Origin of the sequence: Allobosea sp. Root670 (assembly GCF_001429415.1) — a bacterium.
GTDB classification, from domain to species: Bacteria; Pseudomonadota; Alphaproteobacteria; order Rhizobiales; family Beijerinckiaceae; genus Allobosea; species Allobosea robiniae.
In genome coordinates this window covers 130,904-154,630 of sequence record NZ_LMJU01000017.1, presented here as the reverse complement: position 1 = coordinate 154,630, position 23,727 = coordinate 130,904, and the positions used below count along the sequence as shown (strand labels likewise).

Genomic DNA, 23,727 nt, shown 5'->3' with positions numbered 1-23,727 from the left:
CGCCGCGACACGAAGTTTCGCACCAGCGGTTAAGTCGAAGGGTCGGGACCAACAAGCCCGGCCCTTTTGTGTTTTTGGAAAGGACAACCATGCAAGTTCTCGTTCGGGACAATAATGTCGAGCAGGCGCTCCGCGTTCTGAAGAAGAAGCTGCAGCGCGAAGGCGTGTTTCGCGAGATGAAGCAGCGCCGCGCCTATGAGAAGCCGTCCGAACGACGCGTGCGTGAGCAGGGCGAGGCGGTTCGCCGCGCCAAGAAGGCTGCCCGCAAGCAGGCGCAGCGCGAAGGCCTGCTGCCGGCGCCGAAGCGCAAGCTTCCCCTCGGCAAGGGCCGTCCCGGAGCTGGCCCCGCAGCCGGAGCACCGCGTCCTCCCTCCATCTGATCGGCGGAGACCAATTGGGGCCTGTTGAGTAAGGAGTTTCGAATGTCGAGCCGCAACATGAAGCTGGACGAGATCAAGGCTCGGGCGCAGGCGGCTTTCGAGACCACCGAGCAGCGCAAGAAGGATGCCCTTGTTGCGTGGCAGGCGCTTGAGGATCAGGCCAGCCAGACCCGCCTGAAGACCGAAAAGTTGCGGGCCTTGCGCCTTGCCCGGGATGCCGAGGAGGCTGCGGCCAAGGCGGCTGCCTCACGCAGCGAGGCGGCGACAAAGCGGCCGCGCAAGGCCGCTGCGAAATCTCTCTGAAGCTTCGCTGACGATGACCAAGGGCAGGCGCCACGATGCGCCGCCCTTGCATTTCGTCCGCCACCGCGATCGCGTATTGCGCCCTTAGGGCGGCGCGGCGTCGTCAAGGCCGGCGCAATTCGTTTCGCGCACAACGGCAGTTCTGGGCGCGCTCAGGCGGCAGCTCCTTCCCCGACCCAATCCTGAACGATAGCGTCGTTGGCGTGGATGCAGATGAGCTCCAGCCTCCCCGAGCCGATATTGACGAATTTGTGAGGGATTCCGGCCGGGCCGACCACGATTGCCCCCGCGCCGGCCCGCAGCTTTTCCCGGCCGACCGTGAATTCCGCCTCGCCGGACCGGATCACCCAGGTTTCCGAATACGGATGGACATGCAGGCCCGGTCCCTGGCCCGGCTCGTTGTCGACCAGGAAGAACGAGACCTGCGAGCCATAGCCGCCGCCCTCGAATTTCGCCGTCCGGCTCGTGCCGCTGCGCAGGATGTCGCTGTCGATCGCCGTCGTCATCACCATCTCCTCCAAATTATCTTTGTGCTAAGATAATTACCTGAAACTATCTCCATGTCGAGATATCTCTTGGCGCGAAGCCGGCTGTGAGGCAGAGGAGGGATGGGAAAGGGCAGGCGATGACGAAGATGGATCATGTTGAGCGGGTCAGGGCGCAATGGGCCCGCGAATTGCCGGACCTCGATACGACGCCCACCGCGATCCTGGGGCGGGCTTATCGGCTGTCCAATCTCGTGCGGCCGAGCATCGAGGAGACCTTCGCCGGGTTCGGCCTCGATCGTGGCGAATTCGACGTCATCAGCACCTTGCGCCGCAGCGGGCCGCCTTATCGACTGACGCCGACAGCGCTCTATCGTTTCCTGATGATCACCTCCGGCGGGCTGACGCACCGGCTGGGGCGGCTGGAGAAAGCCGGGCTGATCCGCCGCGAGAAATCGGCGGAGGACGGGCGCAGCCTGCTCGTCGTCCTGACCGAGCTGGGCTTCCGGCGGGCCGAGGAAGCGCTGCGCGCCGACATGGCGAGCGAGGCGCAGTTCCTCGCAAGCCTCGAGCCGGCCAAGCGAGCGGCCTTGGCGGAACTTCTGAAAGAGCTTCTGGCGACGCTCGAAACCGAAGCACCGCCGGAGCGGGAAGAATGATTCCGACCACGCCCGGCCGCATCATCCTGCTCAACGGCGCGTCGAGCAGCGGCAAGTCCTCGCTGGCGCGGGCCATCCAGGCGCGGATCGACCTGCCGTTCTGGCATATCTCGATCGACCATCTCCGCGATTCCGGCGTGCTGCCGAGCGCCCGGATCAAGAGCGGGGAATTCGACTGGCGGATGATGCGGGAAGCCTTCTTCCTCGGCTTCGAACGCTCGCTCGCCGCCTATGTCGAGGCCGGCAACGACCTCATCGTCGAATACATCATGGAGAGCGAGGCTTGGCTGCTGCGGCTCGTCGACACGCTCGCCGGGCATGACGTCTTCTTCGTCGGTGTGCATTGCCCGCTCGACGAGCTTGAACGGCGCGAGCGGGAACGGGGCGACAGGCCGCTCGGCGATGCCCGGCGCGACTTCCACCGCATCCATTCCTACTGCCTCTACGATGCCGAGGTGGATGCGATGCAGGACAAGGAGGCCAATGCCGACGCGGTCATCGCCGCATGGCAGGCGCGGATGCGGCCCTCTGCCTTCGACCGGTTGCGCGAGCGCCACAGCCGCGGTTGAGCGAAGCCCGGCTCACCGATTGCCATGTCATCGACGCGCCCGCGCCGGCTGCGAATGCAGGGCGAGGGGACTGCCCTCCGTCTCAGGCTGCGCCAATATGATTGAGACAGGCTCGCGCCGATATCACCGAGGATCGAAACTCATGTCCCAGTCCGACAACGCTCGAATCGTTCTCGCTTCCCGGCCGGAAGGCCGTCCCGCCCCGCAGAACTTCCGGCTTGAGCACGTCGCCATCCCGGCGATCGGCGACGGGCAGGTGCTGCTCAAAATCCTCTATCTCTCGCTCGACCCCTATATGCGCGGACGGATGAGCGCGGCGAAATCCTATGCTGCCGCCACCGAGATCGGGCAGCCGATGGAGGGCGGGACCGTCGGCGAGGTGATCGAGAGCCGCGATCCCGCCTTCAAGCCCGGCGATATCGTTCTCTCCCATTCCGGCTGGCAGTCGCATGCGGTCGCGAACGCCGCGCAACTGCGCAAGCTCGACCCGAAAGCTGCGCCGCTGACGACGGCGCTCGGCGTGCTCGGCATGCCAGGCTTCACCGCCTATGCCGGCCTGCTCACCATCGGCCAGCCCAAGCCGGGCGAGACGGTCGTCGTCGCGGCGGCGAGCGGGCCGGTCGGCTCGGCGGTCGGGCAGATCGCGCGGATCAAGGGCGCGCGGGCGGTGGGCATTGCCGGCGGCCCCGAGAAATGCGCCTTCGTGCGCGACACCTTCGGTTTCGACTCCGTGATCGACCATCGCGATCCCGATATGGCGGCCAAGCTCGCGGCGGCCTGCCCCGATGGCATCGACGTCTATTTCGAGAATGTCGGCGGCCATGTCTGGGATGCGGTCTTCCCGCTGCTCAATACGTTCGCACGCATCCCGGTCTGCGGCCTCGTCGCGCAATACAATGCCAGCGGCGCGTTTCCCGGGCCGGACCGGCTGCCCGGAATGATGCGCGACGTTCTCTCGAAGAGCCTGACGATCCGCGGCTTCATCCAGCGCGAATTCGCCGCCGCGCAGGCGCCGACCTTCCGGGAGGAGATGGCGCGCTGGATCGCGGAGGGCGCGGTCAAGTACAAGGAAGACATCGTTGCGGGCCTGGAGAACGCGCCCGAGGCCTTCATCGGCCTGCTGGAGGGCCGGAATTTCGGCAAGCTGATCGTCAAGCTCTGAGCGAGGGCGCCACGCGCCAGCCTTTTTCCTTGACCATTGAGCGGGCGCGCGGCCATCTCGCCGCGCCCGCCACCGGACCTCGCCATGCCCGTCTTTGCCATTCCCTTCCCGATGATCGACCCCGTCGCGGTGCAGCTCGGGCCGCTGGCGATCAAATGGTACGGGCTTGCCTATGTCGTCGGCCTGCTCGGCGGCTGGTGGTATGCGCGCAAGCTCGTGGCCTCGGACTGGCTCTGGGCCGGGCGGGCTCGGCCTCAAGCTGTCGAACTCGACGACATGCTGCTCTTCGTCGCCTTCGGCGTGGTGCTCGGCGGACGCACCGGATTCGTGCTGTTCTACGATCTGCCACGCTATCTCGAGCGGCCGCAGGACATCCTGGCGATCTGGCAGGGCGGCATGTCCTTCCATGGCGGCCTGATCGGCGCGACGCTGGGCTTGTGGCTCTTCGCGAAACGGCGCGGCTATCCGGCCCTCTCGGTCTTTGACCTCGCTGCCGCGGTGGTGCCGATCGGGCTCCTGCTCGGGCGCATCGCCAATTTCATCAATGGCGAGCTCTGGGGCCGTCCGGCGCCGGATTTCCCCTATGCCATGGTCTTCCCGAATGGCGGGCCGCTGCCGCGCCATCCGAGCCAGCTCTACGAAGCTTTCGCCGAGGGGCTCCTGCTCTTCGTGCTGGTCAACCTGCTGGTCCGCTTCGGCGGCTTCAGGCGGCCGGGCCTGGTCGCCGGCGTCTTCGGCATGGGCTATGCGGTCGCCCGGATCGTCTGCGAGTTCTTCCGCGAGCCCGATCCGCAGCTCGGCTTCCTGTTCGGCACGTCGGTCGATGCGCTCTCGGGCGGCATCACCATGGGCATGCTGCTGTCGCTGCCGGTGTTCTTCGCCGGCCTGTGGCTGGTGCTGCGCAGCCGGCGCGAGACGCCCGGCGAGGCGCGGGCGTGACCACGCTCAAGGCCGAGATCATCGACCTGATCCGGCAGGAGGGGCCGATCGGCATCGGCCGTTACATGGCGCTGGCGCTCGGCCATCCTCGCCACGGCTACTACATGACGCGCGACCCTCTGGGGACTGAGGGCGATTTCACCACGGCGCCCGAGATCAGCCAGATGTTCGGCGAGCTGGTCGGGCTATGGGCTGCCCATGCCTGGCAGGCGATGGGCGCGCCGGCGCGGTTCCGGCTCGTCGAGCTCGGGCCGGGACGCGGGACGCTGATGGCCGACATGCTCCGGGCGACACGGATCGTGCCTGGGTTCCATGCAGCGCTCTCGGTGCATCTCGTCGAGACCAGCCCGGTGCTGCGCGCGCGGCAGGCGGAGGCGCTCAAGGGGTTCGAGACGGTCTGGCACGATGCGATTGCCGGCGCCCTCGAAGGCCCGGTGGCCGTGATCGCCAACGAGTTCCTCGACGCCTTGCCGCTCGACCAGTTCGTGATGACCCCGGAGGGGTGGCGCGAGCGGCTGGTCGGGCTTGGTGATGACGGCGAACTCACCTTCGGCCTGTCTGCTGTCGGCGAAGGCACTCTGAAGGTTGCTGCAGCTGCCGGCTCCGTATTCGAGCAGCCTGCCATTGCGCTCGACATCGTCACGCAGCTTGCCGGTCATCTGGCATCGCAAGGCGGGGTGGCTCTGTTCATCGACTACGGTTCGGCGCGCTCGGGGTTCGGCGATACGCTGCAGGCCATGAAGCGGCATGAATTCGTCGATCCGCTCGCAGAGCCCGGCGAGGCGGACCTGACAGTCCATGTCGATTTCGAGCGCATGGGGCAGGCGGCGTTCAAGGCCGGTACCGCCTTGCACGGGCCGGCGACGCAGCGCGATTTCCTGCTGGCGCTGGGGCTGCCGCAGCGGGCGCAGGCGCTGTCGCTCAAGGCGGACGCCGAGCAGCGGGTGGCCATTTCCGCCGCCTTCGACCGCCTGATCGCTCCGGGCGAGACCGGCATGGGCGATTTGTTCAAGGTTCTCGCGCTATCGCAGCGGAACCTGCCGCCCCTGCCCGGATTTGACCTTCATCGGCTGCCAGACCAGGGCTGACCTCAGCGGAGCCTCGCGGCCTCGCACCAACCGGACGAGATCATGTTCATCACCGCCCGCGAACTCGCCGGAGAAGCCGGTATCCGACACGCCTTCTTCACCCGCGAAGGCGGCGCCTCGACCGGCATCTATGCCTCGCTCAATGGCGGGCTCGGCTCTGCCGACGACCCGGCGGCGATTGTCGAGAATCGGGCGCGGATGGCGCGTCATCTCGAAGTCGCGCCGGAGAACCTGATCAGCCTCTATCAGGTCCATTCCGCCGATGTGGAGGTCGTGACCGGTCCCTGGCCGGGCGAGCGCCCCAAGGCCGACGCGATGGTGACCACGGCCTCCCATGTCGCGCTCGGTATCTCTACCGCCGATTGCGGACCGATTCTCTTCGCCGACGGCGAGGCGCGGGTGATCGGCGCGGCTCATTCCGGCTGGAAGGGCGCCTTCACCGGCATCGTCGGCGCGACCGTGACGGCGATGGAAAAGCTCGGCGCAAGGCGCGAGCGCATCACCGCCGTGCTCGGTCCGACGATCAGCGCCAAGGCTTATGAAGTCGGGCCGGAATTCATCGAACGCTTCAAGGCCGAGAACCGGACCTATTCCCGCTTTTTCAGCCCGTCCGAGCGCGCTGCGCATGCGATGTTCGACCTGCCGGCCTTCATCGGGCTCAAGGCGCAGGAAGCGGGGATCGGCCGATTCGTCGATATGGGCCTGTGCACCTATGGCGACGAGCGTCGATTCTTCAGCTACCGGCGCACGACCCATCGCGGCGAGCCCGATTACGGGCGCCTGATCGCGGCCATCACCCTCGACTGAGCAGATTGCGGTTGATGGCGTGGCGCGACGGCTTGTCGCACCGCGCCGGCCGGGGCATCGTTCCCACGGGCCGTGGGGAACGCATCGCTTCCTCCTGCGGCATATGTCGTTCGGGCGGTGCATTGAGATGCGGGGCCGACATGGAACAAATCCTGATGAACCTGATCGCTGGTGCGATCGGCGGTAATGCGGCCGGCAAGGCCAGCCCGAGCTTCGATCTCGGGACGATCGGCAACACGATTTCCGGCATCGTCGGCGGCGGCGTGCTCGGACAACTGATCCCGATCGTGCTGCCGGCGATCAGCGCTGCGGCGCAAGGCGGCAATTTCAGCATTGGCGGCATCCTGACCAACCTGATCGCGGGCGGCGCCGGCGGGGCGGTCCTGACCGCGATCATCGGCGCGCTGAAGAACAAGGCCGCCTGACCAGCTTCTGCATAAAGGCCCGGCTCCTTGCGGAGCCGGGCTGCGCATGACGCGCGGCCGGGACCTTGCGCGATGGCTCGGATGGCGGCGATGCTTGCGCCTCCAGCAGCAGCCTGCGAGGCAGTCTTGTCCCGGTCCATCACCTATTACTTCTCGCTGCATTCGCCGTGGACCTATCTCGGCAACGCGACCTTTCATGAGATCGCCCGCCGGCATGGCTGCGCGATCGACTACCGCCCGATGCCGTTGCGCTCGGTGTTCGACGAGACGGGTGGGTTGCCCTTGCCGAAGCGGCACCCCGTGCGGCAGCGCTACCGGCTGCTCGATCTCCAGCGCTGGCGCGAGGCGCGGGGTTTGCCGCTCGTGCTGCAACCGAAGCATTTTCCCTTCGACCCGTCGCAGGCCGACCGCATGGCGATCGCGATCGTCGCGTCCGGTGGCGACCCACTGGCCTTCATCGGCGACGTGATGGCCGGCCTCTGGGCGCGCGACGAGGATATGAGCCAGCCCGAAGCGCTGCTCGCCTGTGCGTCGCGCGCCGGTCTCGATGGGCCGGCGTTGCTCGCGGCTGCGGATTCTCCAGCGATCAGGCAACGCTATGAGGAGGCGCTGGGCCAGGCTGTCGAAGCCGGCGTATTCGGCGCGCCGAGCTATGTGCTCGATGGCGAGGTGTTCTGGGGACAGGACCGGCTCGAGTTGCTCGATTCGGCGCTCGCGAGCGGCCGGACACCCTATCGCTCGGATGGCGCCGTCTGAGAATCAGCCGACGATGTCGGGCGTGCGCCAGCCGAGGTGCTGGCCGGCATCGACGGCGATCATCTGGCCGGTCACGGAATCGGCGCGGGCGAGGTAGAGCACGGCTTCGGCAATCTCGTCGGGCATGACGCGATGCCCGAGCAGGGTTCCTGCGGCTTCCTGATCGAGCAGGTCCGCACCGTCATAATGATTGGGGAAGGTCGGGCCGGGGCCGACGGCGTTGACCCGAATGCGCGGGGCCAGCGCCTGCGCCAGTGTCCGGGTCGCGGTGAGCAGGGCGGCCTTGGACAAGGTGTAGGAGTAATATTGCGGCGTCAGTTTCCAGACGCGCTGGTCGACGATATTGACGACCGCGCCCTTCAGATCGGCGGGCAGACGCTCCGCCATGATGCCGACCAATTGAGAGGGCGCGCGCAGGTTGATGGAGAACTGACGGTTCCACGTCGCGATATCGAGCGAACGGACATCGTCGGCAACGAAGCTCGCGGCGTTGTTGACCAGGAGCGTGACCGGGCCGAGCGCCTTTTCCGCCGCGGGAATCAGGGTCGCGACGGCGGTGGGATCGACGAGATCGGCCGTCAGAAGGCAGGCCCTGGCGCCGCCGGCCTCGAGCTTTCCCAGCAAGGCTTCGGCGTCCTGCTGGCTGTCGCCGTGATGGATCGCGACCGCATAGCCGGCTTCGGCCAGCTTCTCGACAATGGCGCGGCCGATTCGCCGGGCGCCGCCGGTGACCAGTGCGACCTCAACCATCGCGGCCGTCACGATTCGCGGGAGGCGGAGCCGCCTGGGCAGAGGCACGTCGTTGCAGGCGGCGTTCCCAATGCTTGGCGACGCGCAGATAGCGATAGAAGGCGTAGTTCATCGCCGTCATGAAACCGTAGATGCCGCGCAATGCATGACGGCGCCCAATATAGGCCTTGAGGAAATTGGCGGGGAATTCGGCGACCAGCCGGAAGACGGACAGGGTACCGCCGCGAGCGTCGAGATCGTCGGCCTGCGCATCGCTATAGGCATTGAGCTTGTCCATCTGCTCGCCCAGCGAGCGAACGGAGAAATGATGCACGGTTCCGCGCAGGCGCCCGACCTGGGCATCCGGCGCAAGATCGACCCGATCATGCACGGGCGAGGCCGAATAGCGGCCCTTGCTCCTGCGGTAGAGACGCACGGGCGCAAGCGCATAGGCGAATCGGTGCGGCGCGCCTTCTCCCGGAAAGATCTCGGCGATTCTCAGCTTATAGGCGTCCTTCGGCGGCGATCCGTTCGCGAAGAGCGCGGCGATCTCGGCTGCCAGATCGGGTGGCACGACCTCGTCGGCATCGAGGTTGAGCAACCAGTCATGACGGCATTGCTCTTCAGCGAAACGCTTTTGCTGGCCGTAGCCCGGCCACGCATTGAAGATGACGCGGGCTCCGCGCGCTTCAGCGAGCGCTTGCGTGCCGTCGGTCGAGCCGGAATCGACGACCACGATGTCGTCGCTCAACGTCTGCGCCGCTTCGATCGTCCGGCCGATCCGGTCCGCTTCGTTCTGGGCGATGATGAAAATCGAGAGAGGCGGCACGGTCTTCTTCGGTTCCTGTCGTCTCAAGGCTTAAGCATGCGCGGGCCTGAGCGGCAAGACAGGCTGAAAAATGCGCAATAGGCAGTGGAACCTTGGGAAAGCCACGGCGTTTGTAGGCCGGGCCATGTGCCTGAGCCAGCGAGTGACCGGGTTGTTATTAGTATTCGATTTACCATAATGGCTAGTCACTGGCTGGTTAACTCGGATTTACCTATTTGCGTTCAGTTATCGTATTCGTGCCGCATTTCTGCCGCGGTCTGCAAGGCAGATGTGCTTCCGATGCAACAGACAAAGCGCGCTCCCGGTCTTATAACGGGTTCATCGAAATCAACCGCCGGGTTTTCCGGCGTCAGCGACGACTAAGGAGTTTGTCATGAAGAAGTATCTGCTTGCGAGCGTTGCCGCGCTCGGCCTCGTCGCCGCTGGCGCCGCTTCGGCCGCCGACCTGCCGTCCCGCAAGGGCCCGATCGCCGCTCCGGTCTACATGCCGCCGGCTTTCACCTGGACCGGTTTCTACGTCGGTGCCAACGCCGGCTACGGCTGGGGTAACGTGAACGCTGGCGGCTTCGCCAACGTTGGCGATCTCGACGGCTTCGTCGGCGGTGGCCAGATCGGCTACAACTACCAGATGGGCCAGTTCGTCGTCGGTCTCGAAGCCGACCTGCAGGCTGCTGACCTCAGCAGCGGCAACAACCTCGGCCTCGTCGGCGTCAAGACCGATTACTTCGGCACCGTCCGTGCTCGCGTCGGCGTCGCCTTCGACCGGTTCATGCCCTACATCACCGGTGGTTGGGCCTACGGCAACGTGAAGACCTCGATCCCGGCGATCGGCTTCTCGACGGATCGCAGCCACACCGGCGGCTTCGCCGTCGGCGGCGGTCTCGAGTATGCCGTCACCAACAACATCATCGCCGGCGTCGAGTACCTCTACGTCGACCTGGGCGAGAAGAACCTCCTCGGTGGCGGCACCAAGGTCGGCACCGACTTCTCGGTCGTCCGCGCCCGCCTCAGCTACAAGTTCTGATCCTCTCCTTCCGGAGACAGAACGGACCCGGTGGCCTCGGCCACCGGGTTTTTTGTTGCCTGAATGCCAGCGCCTCCAGGTGGCAGGACATAAAAAAGCCGGCGACCAGAGTCGCCGGCTTTACAGTTTGGGGGCTGACGCTGCGCGCCGCCGTTTCGATCAGCCCTTGAAGCGGGTCGTCTCGAAAGCGGGGACGCGGGCGGCGAAATCGTCGAGCCAGGCGACGAGCTTCGGATGATCGGCCCGCCATTTGCCCTCGAAGCGCAGGTCGAGATAGCCCAGCGCGCAGGCGAGCGCGATCTCGCCGATGCGGGGGCGATCGGCGAAGACGGGCGGCGCGGCTTCGAGCGCTTCCAGCCCGCGCGCGACCTTGCCGTCCTGATGCGCGACCCAGTTGGCGTTGCGGCCTTCCTCCGGCCGGAAGCGCCCTTCATAGACCTTGAGTAGCGCGGCGTCGCAGATGCCGTCGGCCAGAGCCTGCAGCCGCAACTGGGCGAAGCGCGCCTCGCCGCCCGGGATGAGCCTGCCGCCACTGAGATGGTCGAGATAATCGACGATGACGCGGGAATCGAACAGCGTCGTGCCATCCTCCAGCACCAGCGTCGGGATCTTGCCGAGAGGGTTCTGCCGGCGCAGCGCCTCGGCCGGGTCGGTGGTGTCGGCCGGGACGATCTCGATGCGGTCCATCAGCCCGAGTTCGAGAGCCGCCATCTTGACCTTGCGGCCGAACGGGGAGGCGGGGGAGGAGCGCAGGACGAGCATCGGCGAAATCCTTGATGCGGAGCGGGGAGAGCGATCAGCCGTCGGGGCGGATCGTCTCGCAGTGATAGCGCGGCCGCGCGCCCTGGGCGAGCCGTTCGGTCAGTGCCGGCAGCAGCGTTTCCGCCTCCTCGGCCAGCCGCCAGGGCGGGTTGACGACCAGCAGGCCGGTGGCACTGAGGCCGCCTGCCGCTTCCGGGCGGTCGACATCGATCTCCAGGCGCAGGAGCCGGCCGATGCCGGCATCATCGATGGCATCCATGAGGGATTCGACGCCGTTGCCGCCCTTGATCGGATACCAGAGCGCATAGATCCCGGTCGGCCATTTGCGGTGCGCCGCGATGAATTGTGCGGCGAGCGTGGCGAATTCGTCCTTCTCCTCGAAAGGCGGATCGATCAGGACGAGGCCGCGGCGTTCCTTCGGCGGAATATTGGCTCGCAGTGCCGTCCAGCCGTCGATGGCGAGCGGCTTGCAGCGCTGGTCGTACCCGATGGCTTCGGTCAGCTTGCGAAAGGTCGAGGGATGAAGCTCGGCCGCGACCAGCCGGTCATCCGGCCGCATCGCATGGCGGCAGAGCCAGGGCGAGCCGGGATAGGCGCCGGAGCCATAGAGGGCGCGGGCGCCTTCCAGCGCGGCGCGATAGGGGACGAGCAGGGCTTCGACCGCGGGAGACAGGGGCGAGCGATCGATCCGCGCGACGCCGTCCTTCCATTCATGCGTCCTGAGCGCCTCTTCCGAATCGAGATCGTAGCGGCCGCTCCCGGCATGGGTGTCGATGATGCGGTAGGGCGTCGGCTTGGCGTTGAGATGCAGCAGGATGCGGGTCAGCACGACATGCTTCAGCACATCGGCGAAGTTTCCAGCGTGGAAGCCATGGCGATAGTTCATGCCGCCGTTGGTAGAGGAAGCCGCGCTGGACCGAAAGCGGCAAAGTCTTGCCGTATCCCGCTTTCAGCGCGGGCCGACGACCGTGAATTCCCGGGCGCGGCAGCCGGAGCGGTCAACCTGCTGGCAGGTGCGGAAGTCGCGGAGATCCCGGGTGAAGCAGATCTTGACCTCCTGGAGAACGCCGCGCTTGCAGGCCACCGACATCATATCCGGGCGGAGACCCGGATTGGCGGCGGCGAAGGCGCGTTCGAGATCGATTGCGGTCCAGCTCTGGTCGCGGTCCGCCTTGGCCAGGGCCGGCGGGATCACGACCTTCTCGCGGGCGCGGCGGACATCGCGAAAATAGTCGCTCGGGCTCGAGCCCGTGCAGGTGCCGTGCTTGCGCCACTGGTAGCGGGCGAGCCCCTCGGTCGGGAACAGGCCTTCCGCCTGTTCCATCGCGATCCGGGAAGGCGATCGTCCGGCCGGGCCGCAATCGCTGGGATAGCCGCGCTCGTTCTGTGGCCAGAGGCCATGCACGACGAAGCGTAGGCCGGAGCCCTCGCCGCATTGCTCGCGATTGCGCGTGCGGTCGCCGTCGAGTTCGCAAAAGCCCGGCGACCAGGACAGCGCCAGGACGTAGAAATCGAAATCGCCGGGCGCGGCGCTGCGTTGGCCGAAGCCTTGCGCATGGCCCGCGGCGATGAAGCCGAACAGTGCCAAGCCCGCCGCGACCAACAGCCGCTTCATCATCGGACCGCCTGGGTTACGGGCGCGCCATCTTGCAATTGGGTGCATAGGAACGCTGCCGGTCGAGGCCGTTGACGCACCAGTTGACGTTCCAGGTCATGCCGAAGAGGCCGAGAGACTCGCGTACGGAATAATCGACGCGGCGGAACTTGCCGTCGTTCAACAGGACGCGGCCACTGCAGAAGCGCCGCGGGATGAAGTCGGCGCCCCAGCTGCGATAGCCGATCTGCGAAACGCGATCGTAGGACAGCGCCTGGAGCGGGCCCCAATAGGTGTCCTCGCGGGAATTGAAGCGGCTGGTGACTTCACCGAGCACGGCGGGGTCGTCACAGCCGGGGAGGTTGCCGTACATCGCGAAGGTGCGGTTCTCCGCGCGGTCCGCAGGATGGACGAAGCGGCCGTTCGCTGCGCTGGCCGCGAAGCCCGCGATGCAGGCGATGGAAACAAGGGCGGTTCGCAGCAGGGCGCGGCGCATCGAATCAGGCCTCGTATGGGAGGGCGAAGTTGGCATGCACGATGGCGGTGCACCGGGCGCCGGTCAAGGCGGCAGAGAGCGCCATGCGGAGAAGTCGGGCCGGTACGAATCCCCCGCGCTGGCGCGATCCGCGGCAATCGGACAGATTGATCGGATAAACACGGGGAAATGACATGACGGACTGCTTCGACGATCCGGCGGCGCGCATCGAGGACGCGGATGCCTTGCGCGGCCATATCGGCCCGGTCTCGCCGTTGGCGACCGGCAAGGTGCTGCGCCGGCTCGACCAGTTCTGCCGGGATTTCATCGCGCTCTCGCCCTTCCTGGTTCTTGCGAGCTGCGATGCCGAGGGTAATGCCGATGCAAGTCCGCGCGGCGACGGGCCGGGCTTCGTGCGCGTGCTCGACGACAATACCCTGCTCATCCCCGACCGGCGCGGCAACAACCGGGTCGATTCCTTCGGCAACATCCTCTCCGCCCCGGGTGTCGGGCTCGTCTTCATGGTACCAGGGATTCCGGAGACCCTGCGCGTCAACGGCAAGGCGCACGCGACGCGCGATCCCGCTCTGCTGGCGCCTTCCGTCATGCAGGAACGCGTGCCGGTGACCGGGCTCGTTGTCACGGTCGAGGAAGCCTATTTCCATTGCGGCAAGGCGCTGATCCGCTCGAAGCTGTGGGACCCGGCCTCGCAGGTGCCGCGCAACTCCTTTCCGACGCTCGGCCGCATCATTGCCGACCAGACCAAGGCGGTCGATGGCGACGAGGCCGATCGCAATCTCGAGGAAGCCTACCGCCTACGCCTGTATTGAGGGTGCCTGCTCAGCGCTCGGACATGCCGCTGGCTGAGCGATCCTGCCGGCGGCGGTACAGGAGCGTGCCGAGTTGCCAGGCGGCGAAAGCAAGGAAGCCAAGGCCGATCAGGCTGCGGTTGCGCGCCGATTCCGAGAGATTTGCGAAGCTCCTGTCGTAGGAGAGCAGGGTTTTTCCTGCGCTCGTCGCCTCGTAGACAAGCCCAGCATCGGGGTCGACGAGGAAGCGCAGCGGCTGGCCCCAGCGAATATCCTCGAGGCCGTCGACCCAGAGATTGCGCGGCGGCGCGTAGGTCCGGAGCATCCGGCCGGATGCGACGAGGGGAAGGAGCTGGGTGCGATAGCCGCCGCGATTGCGGCCGATCCCGCCGCTGACGATGGGCGTCTCGATCGAGATCGGGCCGACATGCTCGGCAACCGTCAATCTGTCTCGGGGCAGGGGCCAGGCAAACCAGCCGGCAAGCGCCATGAAGAGGCCGAAGCCGGCCGCACCGAGGCCGACGGTGACGATCCAGGCGTCTGATGGCTTCCGATCCGTCGGCGTGCTCTTTCGCGTCTCAGCCTTGCTGGCGGATTGTAGCTGCTTTGACGACGGGTTTGTAGGTCGCAACGGTGGCGCGCCGTTCCAGGATGAGCAGGACGAGGCCGGCAGCCACGATCAGGGCCGCTCCGCAAAGCATGGCCGGCGTCGGCCAGTCGCCGAAGATGAACCAGCCGAAGACCAGCGCCCAGACGATCAGCGTGTACTGATAGGGCACGACGACCGAGGCCTCGGCCAGCTTGAGCGAGCGGGTGACGCAGATATGCGCACCCATCGCGACGATGCCGAGCAAGGCGAGGAGGGCGGCGTCCTTCAGGGTGGGTGTCACCCAGCCGAAGGGCAGGAGCGCGAGCCCCATCAGGAGGGCTCCGAGCGTCTGCCAGGCGACCAGCGTGACATCCGGGGTGCCGCGCAATTGACGCCCGGCGATCATCATCGCGGCGAAGAAGAAGCTGCCGAGCACGGCGATCAGGGCTGGCATGGACAGGCTGGCGCCGCTCGGATTGAGCGAGACCGCGACGCCGGTAAAGCCGAGCGCGATAGCGAGCCACCGCCAGCCGTCGATGCGCTCGCCGAGCAGCAATGCCGCGAGGATCACTACCCAGACCGGCGCCGCGAGCCAGATCGTCATCGCGTCCGCGAGCGGCAGATAGCTCACGGCAAGATAGAACAGTGCAACCTCGCCCGAGCTGAACAGCACGCGCAGGGCCTGCAGGCCGGGACGCTCCGGCCGCAATGTTCGCTGCACGCCCTGCTTGAACACGAAGGGCAGGATGACGACGAGCGCCGCCAGGCTGCGCACCACCAGGAGCTGCCCGACCGTGTAGGTCGCGACCAGCCATTTGCCCATGACGTCGTTCAGCGAAAACAGCAGGATGCCGATGAGCATCATGGCGATGCCGGCGAGCGAGGCGTTGCGGGCGGTCATGTCAGGCGAGGGTTTCCAAGGGCGAGCCACCACTGGCCGAGTTGGGAGCGCGTGGCAATCCGCGTCGCCGCATGCCTGCATGAGTTCTTGATATTAAGTATTGACTTAATTAAGTGGATGTAAAATTATTAGGCCATGGATCGCTTTGCCGCCCTTGCCGACCCGACGCGCCGCAGCATCATCGAGATGCTGGGCGAGCGGGCGCTTTCGGCGGGAGAGATCGGCGCAGGCTTCAGCGCCAGCGCACCGGCGATCTCGCAGCATCTCAAGGTGCTGCGCGAGGCCGGGCTGGTGAGCGTCGAGGTCCGTGGACAGCAGCGGATCTACAGGCTCGACCCGGCGGGGCTCGCGGCGTTCGATGCCTGGCTCGGCAAGGTCCGGCGCTTCTGGGGGCGCCATCTCGATATCCTGGAACAGGAACTCGCAAAGCCCGAGCAGGGCGAGGGAGAAAACCCATGAACGAATACGGTGTTGTGCAGGAAAGCGGCGCGGTGCGGTTCGAGCGCCTGCTGCCGGGGCCGGTCGAACGGGTCTGGTCCTATCTCACCCAGTCGGAGAAACGCGGGCAATGGCTGGCCTCCGGCGCCTTCGACTTGCGGGTCGGCGGCCAGGCGGAGATGCTGTTCAAGCATTCTGAGATCACCGACGAGACGCCGCCGGACGCCTATCGCGAGGTGCATGAGAACGGCGTGCGCTCGACCGGGACGGTCACGCGCTGCGAGCCGCCGCGGGTGATCGCCTTCACCTGGGGTGGTGGCGGGGAGCCGGAATCCGAGGTCGAGTTCGAGCTCGTGCCGAAGGGCGAGAAGGTTCTGCTGGTGCTGACGCATCGCAAGCTTGCGAACAAGGCCGAGATGACCAGCGTCTCCGGCGGCTGGCACCTCCATCTGGGCTTGCTGGAGGACCTGCTCACCGGCAGTCCGCGGCGCGGGTTCTGGTCGCGCCTCAAGGTGCTCGATGCAGAATATGCTGCGCGCTATGCCGACCTGAGCGAACCCGGCAAGGGCTGATCAGAGGCTGGCCGCCGCCCGCGCCGCCTGATCGTACTGGCCGGAAAGCGAGCGCATCGCGGCGGCGATCTCGGACAGGCGGGCCGGGTCGGCACTGGTGGCGCGGATCGACTTGACCAGGAGCTGCTCGCGGATCTGGGCATAGCGCCGGCAGGCCTCCTCGCCGGCCGGCGTGACCTCGACGGTCTTCTCCTTGCCCTTGCGGCCGCCCTTCAGCAGCTTCAGGCGCTCGAGCTTCTTCAGCGAGTAGTTCACCAGATGCGTGTCCTCGATATTGAGGACGAGGCAGATATCGGCAAGCCGCTTGGCCTTGCCGCGGTGATTGACGTTGTGCAGCACGAGCACGTCGAGCGGCGAGAGATCGGCGATACCGGCTGCCGCCATGCAGCGGATCATCCAGCGCTGGAAGGCGTGCACGCTCATGCTCAGCGCGAATTCGAACTCCGACAGAGCCGGCAGCGCTCCCGAGGCGAGATGCCCGGAAGAGACGATCGGGCCGAGGTCGTCGGGGGCCGGGGAGGTCATCGCGCTCGATCATCCTGAAGAAAAGAGCTTCGTCATCCCGGACACGCCGCGCGAGCGGCGCCGATCCGGGATCCATGCCTGAACCGTTCCGGCATGGGTCCCGGGTCTCCCTCCGGTCGCCCGGGATGACTGCTGTCGTGTTTCGATATGCGGCGAGGTTGCCCGCCTCACATCTTCTTGTAGGCGTCGACGATGGCCTGGCCCTCGGCGCCGGCCTTCTTCAGCCAGTCGGCGGTGAGCTGCTCACCGGCCTTCTTGAAGCCGGCGGCGAGCGCCGGCGAAGGCGCCTGCACCTTCATGCCCTTGGCCTTGAGCTGCTCGATGTACCAGCCGGCCTTGTCCTGCCACATCTTCCAGCCGCGCTCCTCGGCCGTTGCGGAGGCCTTGAGGATTGCGTCCTGCGTCGCCTTGTCGAGGGCGTTGAAGGCCGCCTTGTTGACGAAGGTGGCATCCTTCGGAATCCAGGCCTGCGTGTCGTAGAAATGGGTCAGCGATTCCCAGACCTTGGAATCGTAGCCGGTGCCGCCCGACGACATGAAGGAATTGACCACGCCGGTCGCCAGCGCCTGCGGCAGCTCCGCAGCCTGGATCGTGACCGCCTGCATGCCCAACAACTCGCCGAGGCGGGCAGTGCCGACATTATAGGCGCGCCATTTCAGCCCCTTCATGTCCTCGATCGTATTGATGTCCTTCTTGGTGTAGACGCCCTGCGGCGCCCAGGGGACCATGAAGAGGAGCTTGATGCCCTGCGCGTCGAGCTTCTTCTCGATCGCGGCCTTGGACGCCTTGTAGAGCTTCATCGAGTCCGCGAAGGAGGTCGCCAGGAAGGGCACGACGTCGATGCCGAAGATCGGATCCTCGTTCTCGTGGTTCGAGATCAGGACCTCGCCCATCTGGGCCTGGCCGGTCTGGACCGCGCGCTTGATCTCGGGCGCCTTGAACAGCGAGGCGTTGCCGTGGATCGTGATCGAGAGCTTGCCGCCGGTGGCCGCCTCGACGTCCTTGGCGAAGAGGACGAGATTCTCCGTATGAGGATTGTCGTTGGGATAGGCGGCGGGCAGGTTCCACTTGGTCTGGGCCGAGGCAGATGCGGCGCCAAGCGTCAGGGCAGTAGCGGCGACGCCGGCGACGAGGAGGCCCTTGATGAAGTCCTTGCGATACATGGTGTTGGCTCCGTTCCCTTGGTTTTGATGCGTTATCATTGAGGCGGAAAGGCCATCTGAGGCAAGACCATCACGATCCACGGGAAGATCGTGATGATCGCGACAGCGGCGACCAGCAGGAAGAAGAACGGCAGCGCCGCCAGCGCGACCGTGTTCGAATCCTTGCCGGACATCGTCTGCAGCACGAAGAGGTTGAAGCCGACCGGCGGCGAGACTTCCGCCATCTCGACGATCAGCACGAGGAAGATGCCGAACCAGACGAGATCGAACCCCGCCGTCTTGATCATCGGGATGACAATGGCGGTGGTCAGCACGATCATCGAGATGCCGTCGAGCGCGGTGCCGAGGATGATGTACATCACGGTGAGCGCGGCGATCAGCGCGTAGGGCGAGAGGTGCAGCGAGTCGACCCACTCGGCCAGTGCCGCCGGGATGCCGGTATAGGCCATCGAGGTCGACATGAAGGAGGCGCCGGCCAGGATCAGCATGATCATGCAGGTGATCCGGGTGGTGCCCATCACGCTCTGCCAGAACGCTTCCTTCGTGAGGGAGCCCGACCACCAGGCGATGCCGAAGGAGCCGAGCACGCCCCAGGCGGCGCATTCGGTCGCCGTCGCCCAGCCCAGCAGCAGCGACAGGAAGACCAGCGCGATCAGCAGCATGCAGGGGATGAGCTGAGCCGATTCCCTGAGCTTCTCCCGCAGCGGCATCTTCGGCTCGCGCGGCGGCGACTGGTCGGGATGCAGCAGGTGCCAGACGGCGATGTAGCCGGAATAGAGCGCCATCACGAGCAGGCCGGGCAGGAAGCCGGCGAGGAAGATCTGGATGATCGAGACATTCGCCGCGACCGCATAGACCACCATGGTGATCGAGGGCGGGATCAGGATACCGAGCGTGCCGGCGCCGGCCAATGAGCCGAGCGCGAGCTTCTCGTTGTAGCCGCGCTTCTTCAGCTCGGGCAGGGCGATCTTGGCGACGGTGGCGCAGGTCGCGGCGGAGGAGCCGGAGACCGAGCCGAAGATGCCGCAGGCGAGCACGTTGACGTGCATCAATCGGCCGGGCAGCCAGTTGAGCCAGGGGGCGAGGCCACGGAACATCTCTTCGGAGAGCTTCGTTCGGTAGAGAATCTCGCCCATCCAGATGAAGAGCGGCAGCGCGGCCAGCGTCCAGGAGGCGCTGTTGCCCCAGATGGTGGTCGCCAGCACGGAGCCGGCGGGAATGCCGCCGCCGACGAATTGCATCGCCACCCAGCCGCAAGCCATCAGCGAGATGGCGATCCAGACGCCGCCGGCGAGGAAGACGGCCAGCAGCAGCAGGAGCAGCCCGGAGATTTCGATCATCGACATGGCGTCAGACTCCGCTCGCCATGGCGCGCTCGACGATCTCTTCGTCCGACTGCGCAGGGGGCTTCTCGTAGCGCGGCTCGCGACCGCGGATGACGACATGGACGAACTCGTCCAGCATCGCGATGAACAGGATGATCAGACCGCCGGAATAGCCGAGCTGCGGTATCCAGAGCGGCATCGGCACGACGCCGCCGGCGACGTCGTTGAAGGCATAGGACTGCCAGGTCATGATCGCGGCGTGCCAGGCGAAGAAGCCGGAGAAACCGAGGCCGAGGACCAGCGAGAACACCTCGAAGACCCAGCGCTTGCGGCCCTGGAAATGGTCGATCAGCAGGCCGACGCGGATCATGTCACCCGACTTGAAGGTGTGGGCGAGGCCGAGGAAGGCCATCGCCGCCATGCACCATGAGGCGAAATCATCGCCGGCGGGGATGTTGAGGCCGATCTCGCGGCCGATCGACATGCCCATCATCAGCAGGAAGATCAGGATCAGGAAGATGCCGGCCGCGTAGCCGGCCCAGAGATAAAGCGTATCGAGCGTGCGACGGATCATGGCGCGCGCCGCTCCCGCCGGACAGGAGCGCATCCGCGCCCGGTTGCCAGGGTTGCTCGCATCGTCGCATCCTCCGCTTTCGCGCCGGCCTGGCCCCTCAGCCATGTTCCAGCCACAATCGGGATCGTAGCCGGCAGAATCGCCTTGTCAATAACTCATCGACGATTTATCGATAAAACGTCAGCGTAAATCACGGCTGGCTTGGCGGAGGGGAGAACGTCTTATGTCGGCGGCGCATTGGGATTTCTGGATCGATCGCGGCGGCACCTTCACCGACGTGATCGGACGCGATCCGGCTGGCAATCTCCATGCCAGGAAGCTGCTCTCCGAAAATCCCGGCGCCTATCGCGACGCCGCCGTGCAGGGCATCCGTGATCTTCTCGGGCTGAAAACGGGCGAACCGATCCCGGAGGGTGCCATCGGCGAGGTGCGCATGGGCACGACCGTCGCCACCAATGCGCTGCTGGAACGCAAGGGCGACCGGACGCTGCTCGTCACCACCAAGGGCTTCCGCGACGCGCTGCGCATCGGCTACCAGGCCCGGCCCGACATCTTCGCCAAGGAGATCGTCAAGCCCGAGCAGCTCTACGAGGATGTCGTCGAGGTCGAGGAGCGGGTGCTGGCCGACGGTACGGTCGAGCGCGCGCCCGACGAAGCAGCAATCCGCAACGCCCTGCAGGCGCAGTACGACGCCGGTTTCCGTGCCGTCGCGATCGTCTTCATGCACGGCTATCGCTACACGGCGCATGAGCAGGTCGCGGCCCGGATCGCCCGTGCCATCGGCTTCCCGCAGGTCTCCGTCAGCCATGAAGTCTCGCCGCTGGTGAAGCTGGTCGGGCGCGGCGACACCGCCGTGGTCGATGCCTATCTGTCGCCCATTCTCGGCCGTTATGTTCAGCAGGTCTCGGAGGAGCTCGACGTCGCCCGCACCGGCGCGCGGCTGATGTTCATGATGTCCTCGGGCGGGCTCACCGCGGCCGAGCTGTTCCAGGGCAAGGACGCGATCCTGTCCGGTCCTGCCGGTGGCGTGGTCGGCTTGGCCGAGACCGGTCGCTCGGCCGGCTTCGACAAGGTGATCGGCTTCGATATGGGCGGCACCTCGACCGACGTCGCGCATTTCGACGGCGAGTATGAGCGCGCTTTCGAGACCGAGGTCGCCGGGGTGCGTATGCGCGCGCCGATGATGCTGATCCATACGGTCGCGGCAGGTGGAGGGTCCATTCTGCATTATGACGGCGCGCGTTTTCGCGTCGGGCCGGATTCGGCCGGCGCCAATCCCGGCCCGGCTGCCTATCGTCGCGGCGGGCCGCTCGCGGTGACCGACGCGAATGTCATGGTCGGCAAGCTGATCCCGTCCTATTTCCCGACGATCTTCGGGCCGAAGCAGGACGAGCCGCTCGATGTTGCGATCGTCCGCAACAAGTTCGCGGTGCTGGCCGCCGAGGTCGGCGACGGGCGCAGCCCTGAGGAGGTCGCGGATGGGTTCATCCAGATCGCCGTCGCCAACATGGCCGAGGCGATCAAGAAGATCTCGGTGCAGCGCGGCTATGACATCACCCGCTACGCGCTGAACTCCTTCGGTGGCGCCGGCGGGCAGCATGCCTGCCTCGTGGCGGATGCGCTCGGCATCAAGACGGTGCTGCTGCACCCGTTCTCCGGCCTGCTCTCGGCCTATGGCATGGGCCTTGCCGAAATCCGCTCGACGCGGACGGCCGCGCTTGACGTTGCGCTGGACGGCGAGGCCAAGGCTGCGATCGAGACGGTCGCCGCGAAGCTTGCCGCCGATACCAGGGCGGAGGTTGCGGGCCAGGGCGTGACCGAGGGCGATATCGCGATCCATATCCGCGCCCACATCCGCTATTCCGGCACCGATACCGCGATCGCGGTTCCGGCCGGCACACGCGCCGCGATGCAGGAGGCTTTCCAGACCGCACACAAGGCGCGCTTCGGCTTCATGGACGAGACCAAGGCGCTGGTCGTCGAGGCGGTCGAGGTCGAGGCTGTTGGCGGCGGCGCGAAATTCGAGGAGGCGGCCGCTTCCGAGCAGGCAGGCGAGCCGGTTGCCGCCGAGCGCACGCGCTTCTTCGCCAAGGGACAATGGCACGATGCGGCGATCGTCCGGCGCGAGGCGATGAAGCCCGGCCAGAGCGTCGCCGGCCCCGCCATCATCATCGAGCCGAATCAGACCGTCGTCGTCGAGGAGGGCTGGAGCGCCAAGCTCACCGCCCGCGACCATCTCGTCCTCGTCCGCGTCAAGGCGCTGGTGCAGCAGGCCGCGATCGGCACCAAGGCGGATCCGGTCATGCTCGAGATCTTCAACAACCTGTTCATGTCGATCGCCGAGCAGATGGGCGTGACGCTGCAGAACACCGCCTATTCCGTGAACATCAAGGAACGGCTCGACTTCTCCTGCGCGGTCTTCGACCAGACCGGCGCCCTCGTCGCCAACGCCCCGCATATGCCGGTGCATCTGGGCTCGATGGACCGTTCGGTCGAGACCGTGATCGCCAATAACCCGGTGATCAAGCCGGGCGACGTCTACTGCCTGAACGCGCCCTATAATGGCGGCACGCATCTGCCCGATATCACGGTCTGTACCCCGGTCTTCGATGCCGAGGAGAAGGAGATCCTGTTCTGGGCGGCGAGCCGCGGCCACCACGCGGATGTCGGCGGCACGGCGCCGGGCTCGATGTCGCCCTTGGCGACCAATATCGAGGAAGAGGGCGTCTATATCGACAATTTCAAGATCGTCGATCAGGGCCGCTTCTGCGAGGAGGAGTTGGTCAAGCTCCTGACCGGCGCGCGCTATCCCGTCCGCAACGTCGTGCAGAACGTCAACGACCTCAAGGCGCAAATCGCCGCCAACGAGAAGGGCGTGGCGGAGCTGCGCAAGATGATCGGTTCCTTCGGGCTCGACGTGGTGCAGGCCTATATGGGCCATGTCCAGGACAATGCGGCCGAGAGCGTGGCGCGGCTTCTGACCAAGCTGCACGATTCCGAATTCACCTATCCGATGGACCAGGGCTGCGCGATCAAGGTGAAGATCACCATCGACCGCGAGAAGCGCGAGGCGACGGTCGACTTCACCGGCACCTCGGAGCAGCGCCCGGATAATTTCAACGCCCCGGCGCCGGTGACGCGGGCCGCCGTGCTCTATGTCTTCCGCGTCATGGTCGACGACGCGATCCCGATGAATGCCGGCTGCCTGCGCCCGATCCGGATCATCGTGCCAGAAGGTTCGATGCTGGCGCCGCGCTATCCTGCGGCCGTGGTCGCGGGCAATGTCGAGGTCAGCCAAGCGGTGACGAACACGCTGTTCGGCGCGCTCAAGGCGATGTCCTGCTCGCAGGGCACGATGAACAACCTGACCTTCGGCAACGATCAGTATCAGTATTACGAGACGATCTGCTCGGGCTCGCCGGCTGGTCCGGGCTTCAACGGTACCTCGGGCGTGCATGTCCACATGACCAATTCGCGCCTGACCGACCCGGAAATCCTGGAGACGCGCTTCCCGGTCGTGCTGGAGGATTTCCACATCCGCAAGGGCTCGGGCGGCAAGGGCGAATGGTCGGCCGGCGACGGCACCTCGCGCACCATCCGCTTCCTCAAGACGATGGATTGCGCGATCCTGGCGTCGCATCGCCGGGTGCGGCCCTTCGGTGTCGATGGTGGCGAGCCGGGCGAGCTCGGCCGGACGCTGGTGCGGAGGCTCTCCGGTGCGGTCGAGGAATTGAAGCCCTCCGACCAGACGCTGCTTCAGGCCGGCGAGGCGGTGACGGTGATCACGCCGACAGCCGGCGGATACGGCAAGGCGAAGGGCTGAGGCGCGTTCGTCGTCATGGTCG

28 protein-coding genes are annotated in these 23,727 nt (G+C 66.2%); 15 read left to right on the top strand and 13 right to left on the bottom strand.

Going from position 1 to position 23,727, the window contains the following annotated elements:
* Positions 1 to 89 precede the first annotated feature (89 nt).
* Both rpsU and ASE61_RS18605 read left to right on the top strand, forming a co-directional pair.
* On the top strand, positions 90 to 380 hold the full coding sequence (gene rpsU / locus ASE61_RS18610) for a 30S ribosomal protein S21 (protein ID WP_061969464.1): 291 nt from the start codon (positions 90 to 92) through the stop codon (positions 378 to 380).
* A gap of 42 nt (positions 381 to 422) precedes the next feature.
* Positions 423 to 683 (top strand): hypothetical protein, encoded by a 261-nt coding sequence (locus tag ASE61_RS18605; protein ID WP_061969462.1) that lies wholly within the window; start codon positions 423 to 425, stop codon positions 681 to 683.
* Between the two features lie 152 nt (positions 684 to 835).
* Here the strand turns inward: ASE61_RS18605 and ASE61_RS18600 are convergent, their stop codons facing one another.
* Positions 836 to 1,189, bottom strand: a complete 354-nt coding sequence (locus ASE61_RS18600) for a cupin domain-containing protein (protein WP_061969460.1) — start codon at positions 1,187 to 1,189, stop codon at positions 836 to 838.
* Between the two features lie 119 nt (positions 1,190 to 1,308).
* Between ASE61_RS18600 and ASE61_RS18595 the strand changes: the two genes are divergently transcribed.
* The 8 genes from ASE61_RS18595 (at position 1,309) to ASE61_RS18560 (ending at position 7,573) form a co-directional block, all read left to right on the top strand.
* Complete coding sequence (locus tag ASE61_RS18595) at positions 1,309 to 1,827, top strand: MarR family winged helix-turn-helix transcriptional regulator (protein WP_061969458.1); 519 nt, start codon at positions 1,309 to 1,311, stop codon at positions 1,825 to 1,827.
* The gene (locus tag ASE61_RS18590; protein ID WP_061969456.1) at positions 1,824 to 2,396 is read left to right on the top strand and encodes a chloramphenicol phosphotransferase CPT family protein; all 573 of its coding nucleotides are present in this window, start codon (positions 1,824 to 1,826) and stop codon (positions 2,394 to 2,396) included. Before ASE61_RS18595 ends, ASE61_RS18590 begins: the two co-directional genes overlap by 4 nt.
* A gap of 142 nt (positions 2,397 to 2,538) precedes the next feature.
* Positions 2,539 to 3,558, top strand: coding sequence for an NADP-dependent oxidoreductase (locus ASE61_RS18585; RefSeq protein ID WP_061969453.1), 1,020 nt, complete (start codon positions 2,539 to 2,541; stop codon positions 3,556 to 3,558).
* 84 nt (positions 3,559 to 3,642) lie between these two features.
* A complete protein-coding gene (lgt, locus tag ASE61_RS18580; RefSeq protein ID WP_061970247.1) occupies positions 3,643 to 4,497 on the top strand; it encodes a prolipoprotein diacylglyceryl transferase in 855 nt (284 codons plus the stop codon).
* The gene (locus ASE61_RS18575) at positions 4,494 to 5,585 is read left to right on the top strand and encodes a class I SAM-dependent methyltransferase (RefSeq protein ID WP_061969451.1); all 1,092 of its coding nucleotides are present in this window, start codon (positions 4,494 to 4,496) and stop codon (positions 5,583 to 5,585) included. Before lgt ends, ASE61_RS18575 begins: the two co-directional genes overlap by 4 nt.
* Positions 5,586 to 5,627: 42 nt before the next feature.
* On the top strand, positions 5,628 to 6,392 hold the full coding sequence (gene pgeF, locus ASE61_RS18570; protein WP_061969448.1) for a peptidoglycan editing factor PgeF: 765 nt from the start codon (positions 5,628 to 5,630) through the stop codon (positions 6,390 to 6,392).
* A 155-nt stretch (positions 6,393 to 6,547) separates the two neighbouring features.
* Positions 6,548 to 6,817, top strand: a complete 270-nt coding sequence (locus tag ASE61_RS18565; protein WP_320409880.1) for a hypothetical protein — start codon at positions 6,548 to 6,550, stop codon at positions 6,815 to 6,817.
* A 126-nt stretch (positions 6,818 to 6,943) separates the two neighbouring features.
* Positions 6,944 to 7,573: a 2-hydroxychromene-2-carboxylate isomerase gene (locus ASE61_RS18560; protein ID WP_061970246.1), complete on the top strand. Its 630-nt coding sequence runs from the start codon at positions 6,944 to 6,946 to the stop codon at positions 7,571 to 7,573.
* Between the two features lie 3 nt (positions 7,574 to 7,576).
* On the opposite strand, the gene ASE61_RS18555 is transcribed toward ASE61_RS18560, so the two are convergent.
* Positions 7,577 to 8,323 (bottom strand): SDR family oxidoreductase, encoded by a 747-nt coding sequence (locus tag ASE61_RS18555; protein ID WP_061970244.1) that lies wholly within the window; start codon positions 8,321 to 8,323, stop codon positions 7,577 to 7,579.
* Entirely contained in the window at positions 8,316 to 9,131 is an 816-nt protein-coding gene (locus tag ASE61_RS18550; RefSeq protein WP_061969445.1) for a glycosyltransferase family 2 protein, read from the bottom strand. Before ASE61_RS18550 ends, ASE61_RS18555 begins: the two co-directional genes overlap by 8 nt.
* 373 nt (positions 9,132 to 9,504) lie before the next feature.
* Between ASE61_RS18550 and ASE61_RS18545 the strand changes: the two genes are divergently transcribed.
* Positions 9,505 to 10,155, top strand: coding sequence for an outer membrane protein (locus tag ASE61_RS18545; protein WP_061969443.1), 651 nt, complete (start codon positions 9,505 to 9,507; stop codon positions 10,153 to 10,155).
* 159 nt (positions 10,156 to 10,314) lie between these two features.
* Here ASE61_RS18545 and ASE61_RS18540 read toward each other — a convergent pair whose 3' ends face one another.
* From ASE61_RS18540 to ASE61_RS18525, 4 genes are all read right to left on the bottom strand, one after another.
* Positions 10,315 to 10,917, bottom strand: coding sequence for a glutathione S-transferase (locus ASE61_RS18540; RefSeq protein WP_061969441.1), 603 nt, complete (start codon positions 10,915 to 10,917; stop codon positions 10,315 to 10,317).
* A 34-nt stretch (positions 10,918 to 10,951) separates the two neighbouring features.
* Positions 10,952 to 11,803, bottom strand: coding sequence for a 23S rRNA (adenine(2030)-N(6))-methyltransferase RlmJ (locus tag ASE61_RS18535; protein WP_061969438.1), 852 nt, complete (start codon positions 11,801 to 11,803; stop codon positions 10,952 to 10,954).
* Between the two features lie 63 nt (positions 11,804 to 11,866).
* Positions 11,867 to 12,532 (bottom strand): ribonuclease T2 family protein, encoded by a 666-nt coding sequence (locus ASE61_RS18530; protein ID WP_061970242.1) that lies wholly within the window; start codon positions 12,530 to 12,532, stop codon positions 11,867 to 11,869.
* A gap of 16 nt (positions 12,533 to 12,548) precedes the next feature.
* Entirely contained in the window at positions 12,549 to 13,007 is a 459-nt protein-coding gene (locus ASE61_RS18525) for a hypothetical protein (RefSeq protein ID WP_061969436.1), read from the bottom strand.
* Positions 13,008 to 13,180: 173 nt separating this feature from the next.
* Between ASE61_RS18525 and ASE61_RS18520 the strand changes: the two genes are divergently transcribed.
* Complete coding sequence (locus tag ASE61_RS18520; protein WP_061969434.1) at positions 13,181 to 13,816, top strand: pyridoxamine 5'-phosphate oxidase family protein; 636 nt, start codon at positions 13,181 to 13,183, stop codon at positions 13,814 to 13,816.
* A 10-nt stretch (positions 13,817 to 13,826) separates the two neighbouring features.
* Here ASE61_RS18520 and ASE61_RS18515 read toward each other — a convergent pair whose 3' ends face one another.
* Together ASE61_RS18515 and ASE61_RS18510 are read right to left on the bottom strand one after the other, a co-directional pair.
* A complete protein-coding gene (locus ASE61_RS18515) occupies positions 13,827 to 14,240 on the bottom strand; it encodes a hypothetical protein (RefSeq protein WP_061969432.1) in 414 nt (137 codons plus the stop codon).
* 133 nt (positions 14,241 to 14,373) lie between these two features.
* Complete coding sequence (locus tag ASE61_RS18510) at positions 14,374 to 15,285, bottom strand: DMT family transporter (RefSeq protein WP_061969430.1); 912 nt, start codon at positions 15,283 to 15,285, stop codon at positions 14,374 to 14,376.
* Positions 15,286 to 15,420: 135 nt separating this feature from the next.
* Between ASE61_RS18510 and ASE61_RS18505 the strand changes: the two genes are divergently transcribed.
* Both ASE61_RS18505 and ASE61_RS18500 read left to right on the top strand, forming a co-directional pair.
* Positions 15,421 to 15,744 (top strand): ArsR/SmtB family transcription factor, encoded by a 324-nt coding sequence (locus ASE61_RS18505; RefSeq protein WP_061969428.1) that lies wholly within the window; start codon positions 15,421 to 15,423, stop codon positions 15,742 to 15,744.
* Entirely contained in the window at positions 15,741 to 16,295 is a 555-nt protein-coding gene (locus tag ASE61_RS18500; RefSeq protein ID WP_061969426.1) for an SRPBCC family protein, read from the top strand. The genes ASE61_RS18505 and ASE61_RS18500 overlap by 4 nt, the downstream gene beginning before the upstream one ends.
* Here the strand turns inward: ASE61_RS18500 and ASE61_RS18495 are convergent, their stop codons facing one another.
* The 4 genes from ASE61_RS18495 to ASE61_RS18480 all read right to left on the bottom strand — a co-directional run bounded on the left by ASE61_RS18495 (position 16,296) and on the right by ASE61_RS18480 (position 19,882).
* Positions 16,296 to 16,820, bottom strand: a complete 525-nt coding sequence (locus ASE61_RS18495; RefSeq protein ID WP_061969424.1) for a winged helix DNA-binding protein — start codon at positions 16,818 to 16,820, stop codon at positions 16,296 to 16,298. It abuts the gene before it with no gap.
* A gap of 167 nt (positions 16,821 to 16,987) precedes the next feature.
* Positions 16,988 to 17,983 (bottom strand): TRAP transporter substrate-binding protein, encoded by a 996-nt coding sequence (locus tag ASE61_RS18490; RefSeq protein WP_061969422.1) that lies wholly within the window; start codon positions 17,981 to 17,983, stop codon positions 16,988 to 16,990.
* 35 nt (positions 17,984 to 18,018) lie between these two features.
* Positions 18,019 to 19,329: a TRAP transporter large permease gene (locus ASE61_RS18485; RefSeq protein ID WP_061969420.1), complete on the bottom strand. Its 1,311-nt coding sequence runs from the start codon at positions 19,327 to 19,329 to the stop codon at positions 18,019 to 18,021.
* 4 nt (positions 19,330 to 19,333) lie between these two features.
* Positions 19,334 to 19,882, bottom strand: a complete 549-nt coding sequence (locus tag ASE61_RS18480) for a TRAP transporter small permease (RefSeq protein WP_091856304.1) — start codon at positions 19,880 to 19,882, stop codon at positions 19,334 to 19,336.
* Positions 19,883 to 20,105: 223 nt separating this feature from the next.
* Here ASE61_RS18480 and ASE61_RS18475 point away from each other — a divergent pair, with 223 nt between their 5' ends.
* Complete coding sequence (locus tag ASE61_RS18475) at positions 20,106 to 23,705, top strand: hydantoinase B/oxoprolinase family protein (RefSeq protein ID WP_061969416.1); 3,600 nt, start codon at positions 20,106 to 20,108, stop codon at positions 23,703 to 23,705.
* Positions 23,706 to 23,727: the final 22 nt, after the last annotated feature.

Excerpts from the sequence above, each read along its gene's own strand:
- ASE61_RS18565 (WP_320409880.1), top strand. The coding sequence starts at position 6,548 with ATGAACCTGATCGCTGGTGCGATCGGCGGTAATGCGGCCGGCAAGGCC.
- rpsU (WP_061969464.1), top strand. The coding sequence starts at position 90 with ATGCAAGTTCTCGTTCGGGACAATAATGTCGAGCAGGCGCTCCGCGTT.
- ASE61_RS18535 (WP_061969438.1), bottom strand. The coding sequence starts at position 11,803 with ATGAACTATCGCCATGGCTTCCACGCTGGAAACTTCGCCGATGTGCTG.
- ASE61_RS18545 (WP_061969443.1), top strand. The coding sequence starts at position 9,505 with ATGAAGAAGTATCTGCTTGCGAGCGTTGCCGCGCTCGGCCTCGTCGCC.
- ASE61_RS18590 (WP_061969456.1), top strand. The coding sequence starts at position 1,824 with ATGATTCCGACCACGCCCGGCCGCATCATCCTGCTCAACGGCGCGTCG.
- pgeF (WP_061969448.1), top strand. The coding sequence starts at position 5,628 with ATGTTCATCACCGCCCGCGAACTCGCCGGAGAAGCCGGTATCCGACAC.
- ASE61_RS18525 (WP_061969436.1), bottom strand. The coding sequence starts at position 13,007 with ATGCGCCGCGCCCTGCTGCGAACCGCCCTTGTTTCCATCGCCTGCATC.
- lgt (WP_061970247.1), top strand. The coding sequence starts at position 3,643 with ATGCCCGTCTTTGCCATTCCCTTCCCGATGATCGACCCCGTCGCGGTG.
- ASE61_RS18510 (WP_061969430.1), bottom strand. The coding sequence starts at position 15,285 with ATGACCGCCCGCAACGCCTCGCTCGCCGGCATCGCCATGATGCTCATC.
- ASE61_RS18530 (WP_061970242.1), bottom strand. The coding sequence starts at position 12,532 with ATGAAGCGGCTGTTGGTCGCGGCGGGCTTGGCACTGTTCGGCTTCATC.
- ASE61_RS18500 (WP_061969426.1), top strand. The coding sequence starts at position 15,741 with ATGAACGAATACGGTGTTGTGCAGGAAAGCGGCGCGGTGCGGTTCGAG.
- ASE61_RS18595 (WP_061969458.1), top strand. The coding sequence starts at position 1,309 with ATGACGAAGATGGATCATGTTGAGCGGGTCAGGGCGCAATGGGCCCGC.
- ASE61_RS18540 (WP_061969441.1), bottom strand. The coding sequence starts at position 10,917 with ATGCTCGTCCTGCGCTCCTCCCCCGCCTCCCCGTTCGGCCGCAAGGTC.
- ASE61_RS18600 (WP_061969460.1), bottom strand. The coding sequence starts at position 1,189 with ATGACGACGGCGATCGACAGCGACATCCTGCGCAGCGGCACGAGCCGG.
- ASE61_RS18495 (WP_061969424.1), bottom strand. The coding sequence starts at position 16,820 with ATGACCTCCCCGGCCCCCGACGACCTCGGCCCGATCGTCTCTTCCGGG.
- ASE61_RS18480 (WP_091856304.1), bottom strand. The coding sequence starts at position 19,882 with ATGATCCGTCGCACGCTCGATACGCTTTATCTCTGGGCCGGCTACGCG.
- ASE61_RS18555 (WP_061970244.1), bottom strand. The coding sequence starts at position 8,323 with ATGGTTGAGGTCGCACTGGTCACCGGCGGCGCCCGGCGAATCGGCCGC.
- ASE61_RS18490 (WP_061969422.1), bottom strand. The coding sequence starts at position 17,983 with ATGTATCGCAAGGACTTCATCAAGGGCCTCCTCGTCGCCGGCGTCGCC.
- ASE61_RS18605 (WP_061969462.1), top strand. The coding sequence starts at position 423 with ATGTCGAGCCGCAACATGAAGCTGGACGAGATCAAGGCTCGGGCGCAG.
- ASE61_RS18485 (WP_061969420.1), bottom strand. The coding sequence starts at position 19,329 with ATGTCGATGATCGAAATCTCCGGGCTGCTCCTGCTGCTGCTGGCCGTC.
- ASE61_RS18475 (WP_061969416.1), top strand. The coding sequence starts at position 20,106 with ATGTCGGCGGCGCATTGGGATTTCTGGATCGATCGCGGCGGCACCTTC.
- ASE61_RS18520 (WP_061969434.1), top strand. The coding sequence starts at position 13,181 with ATGACGGACTGCTTCGACGATCCGGCGGCGCGCATCGAGGACGCGGAT.
- ASE61_RS18505 (WP_061969428.1), top strand. The coding sequence starts at position 15,421 with ATGGATCGCTTTGCCGCCCTTGCCGACCCGACGCGCCGCAGCATCATC.
- ASE61_RS18585 (WP_061969453.1), top strand. The coding sequence starts at position 2,539 with ATGTCCCAGTCCGACAACGCTCGAATCGTTCTCGCTTCCCGGCCGGAA.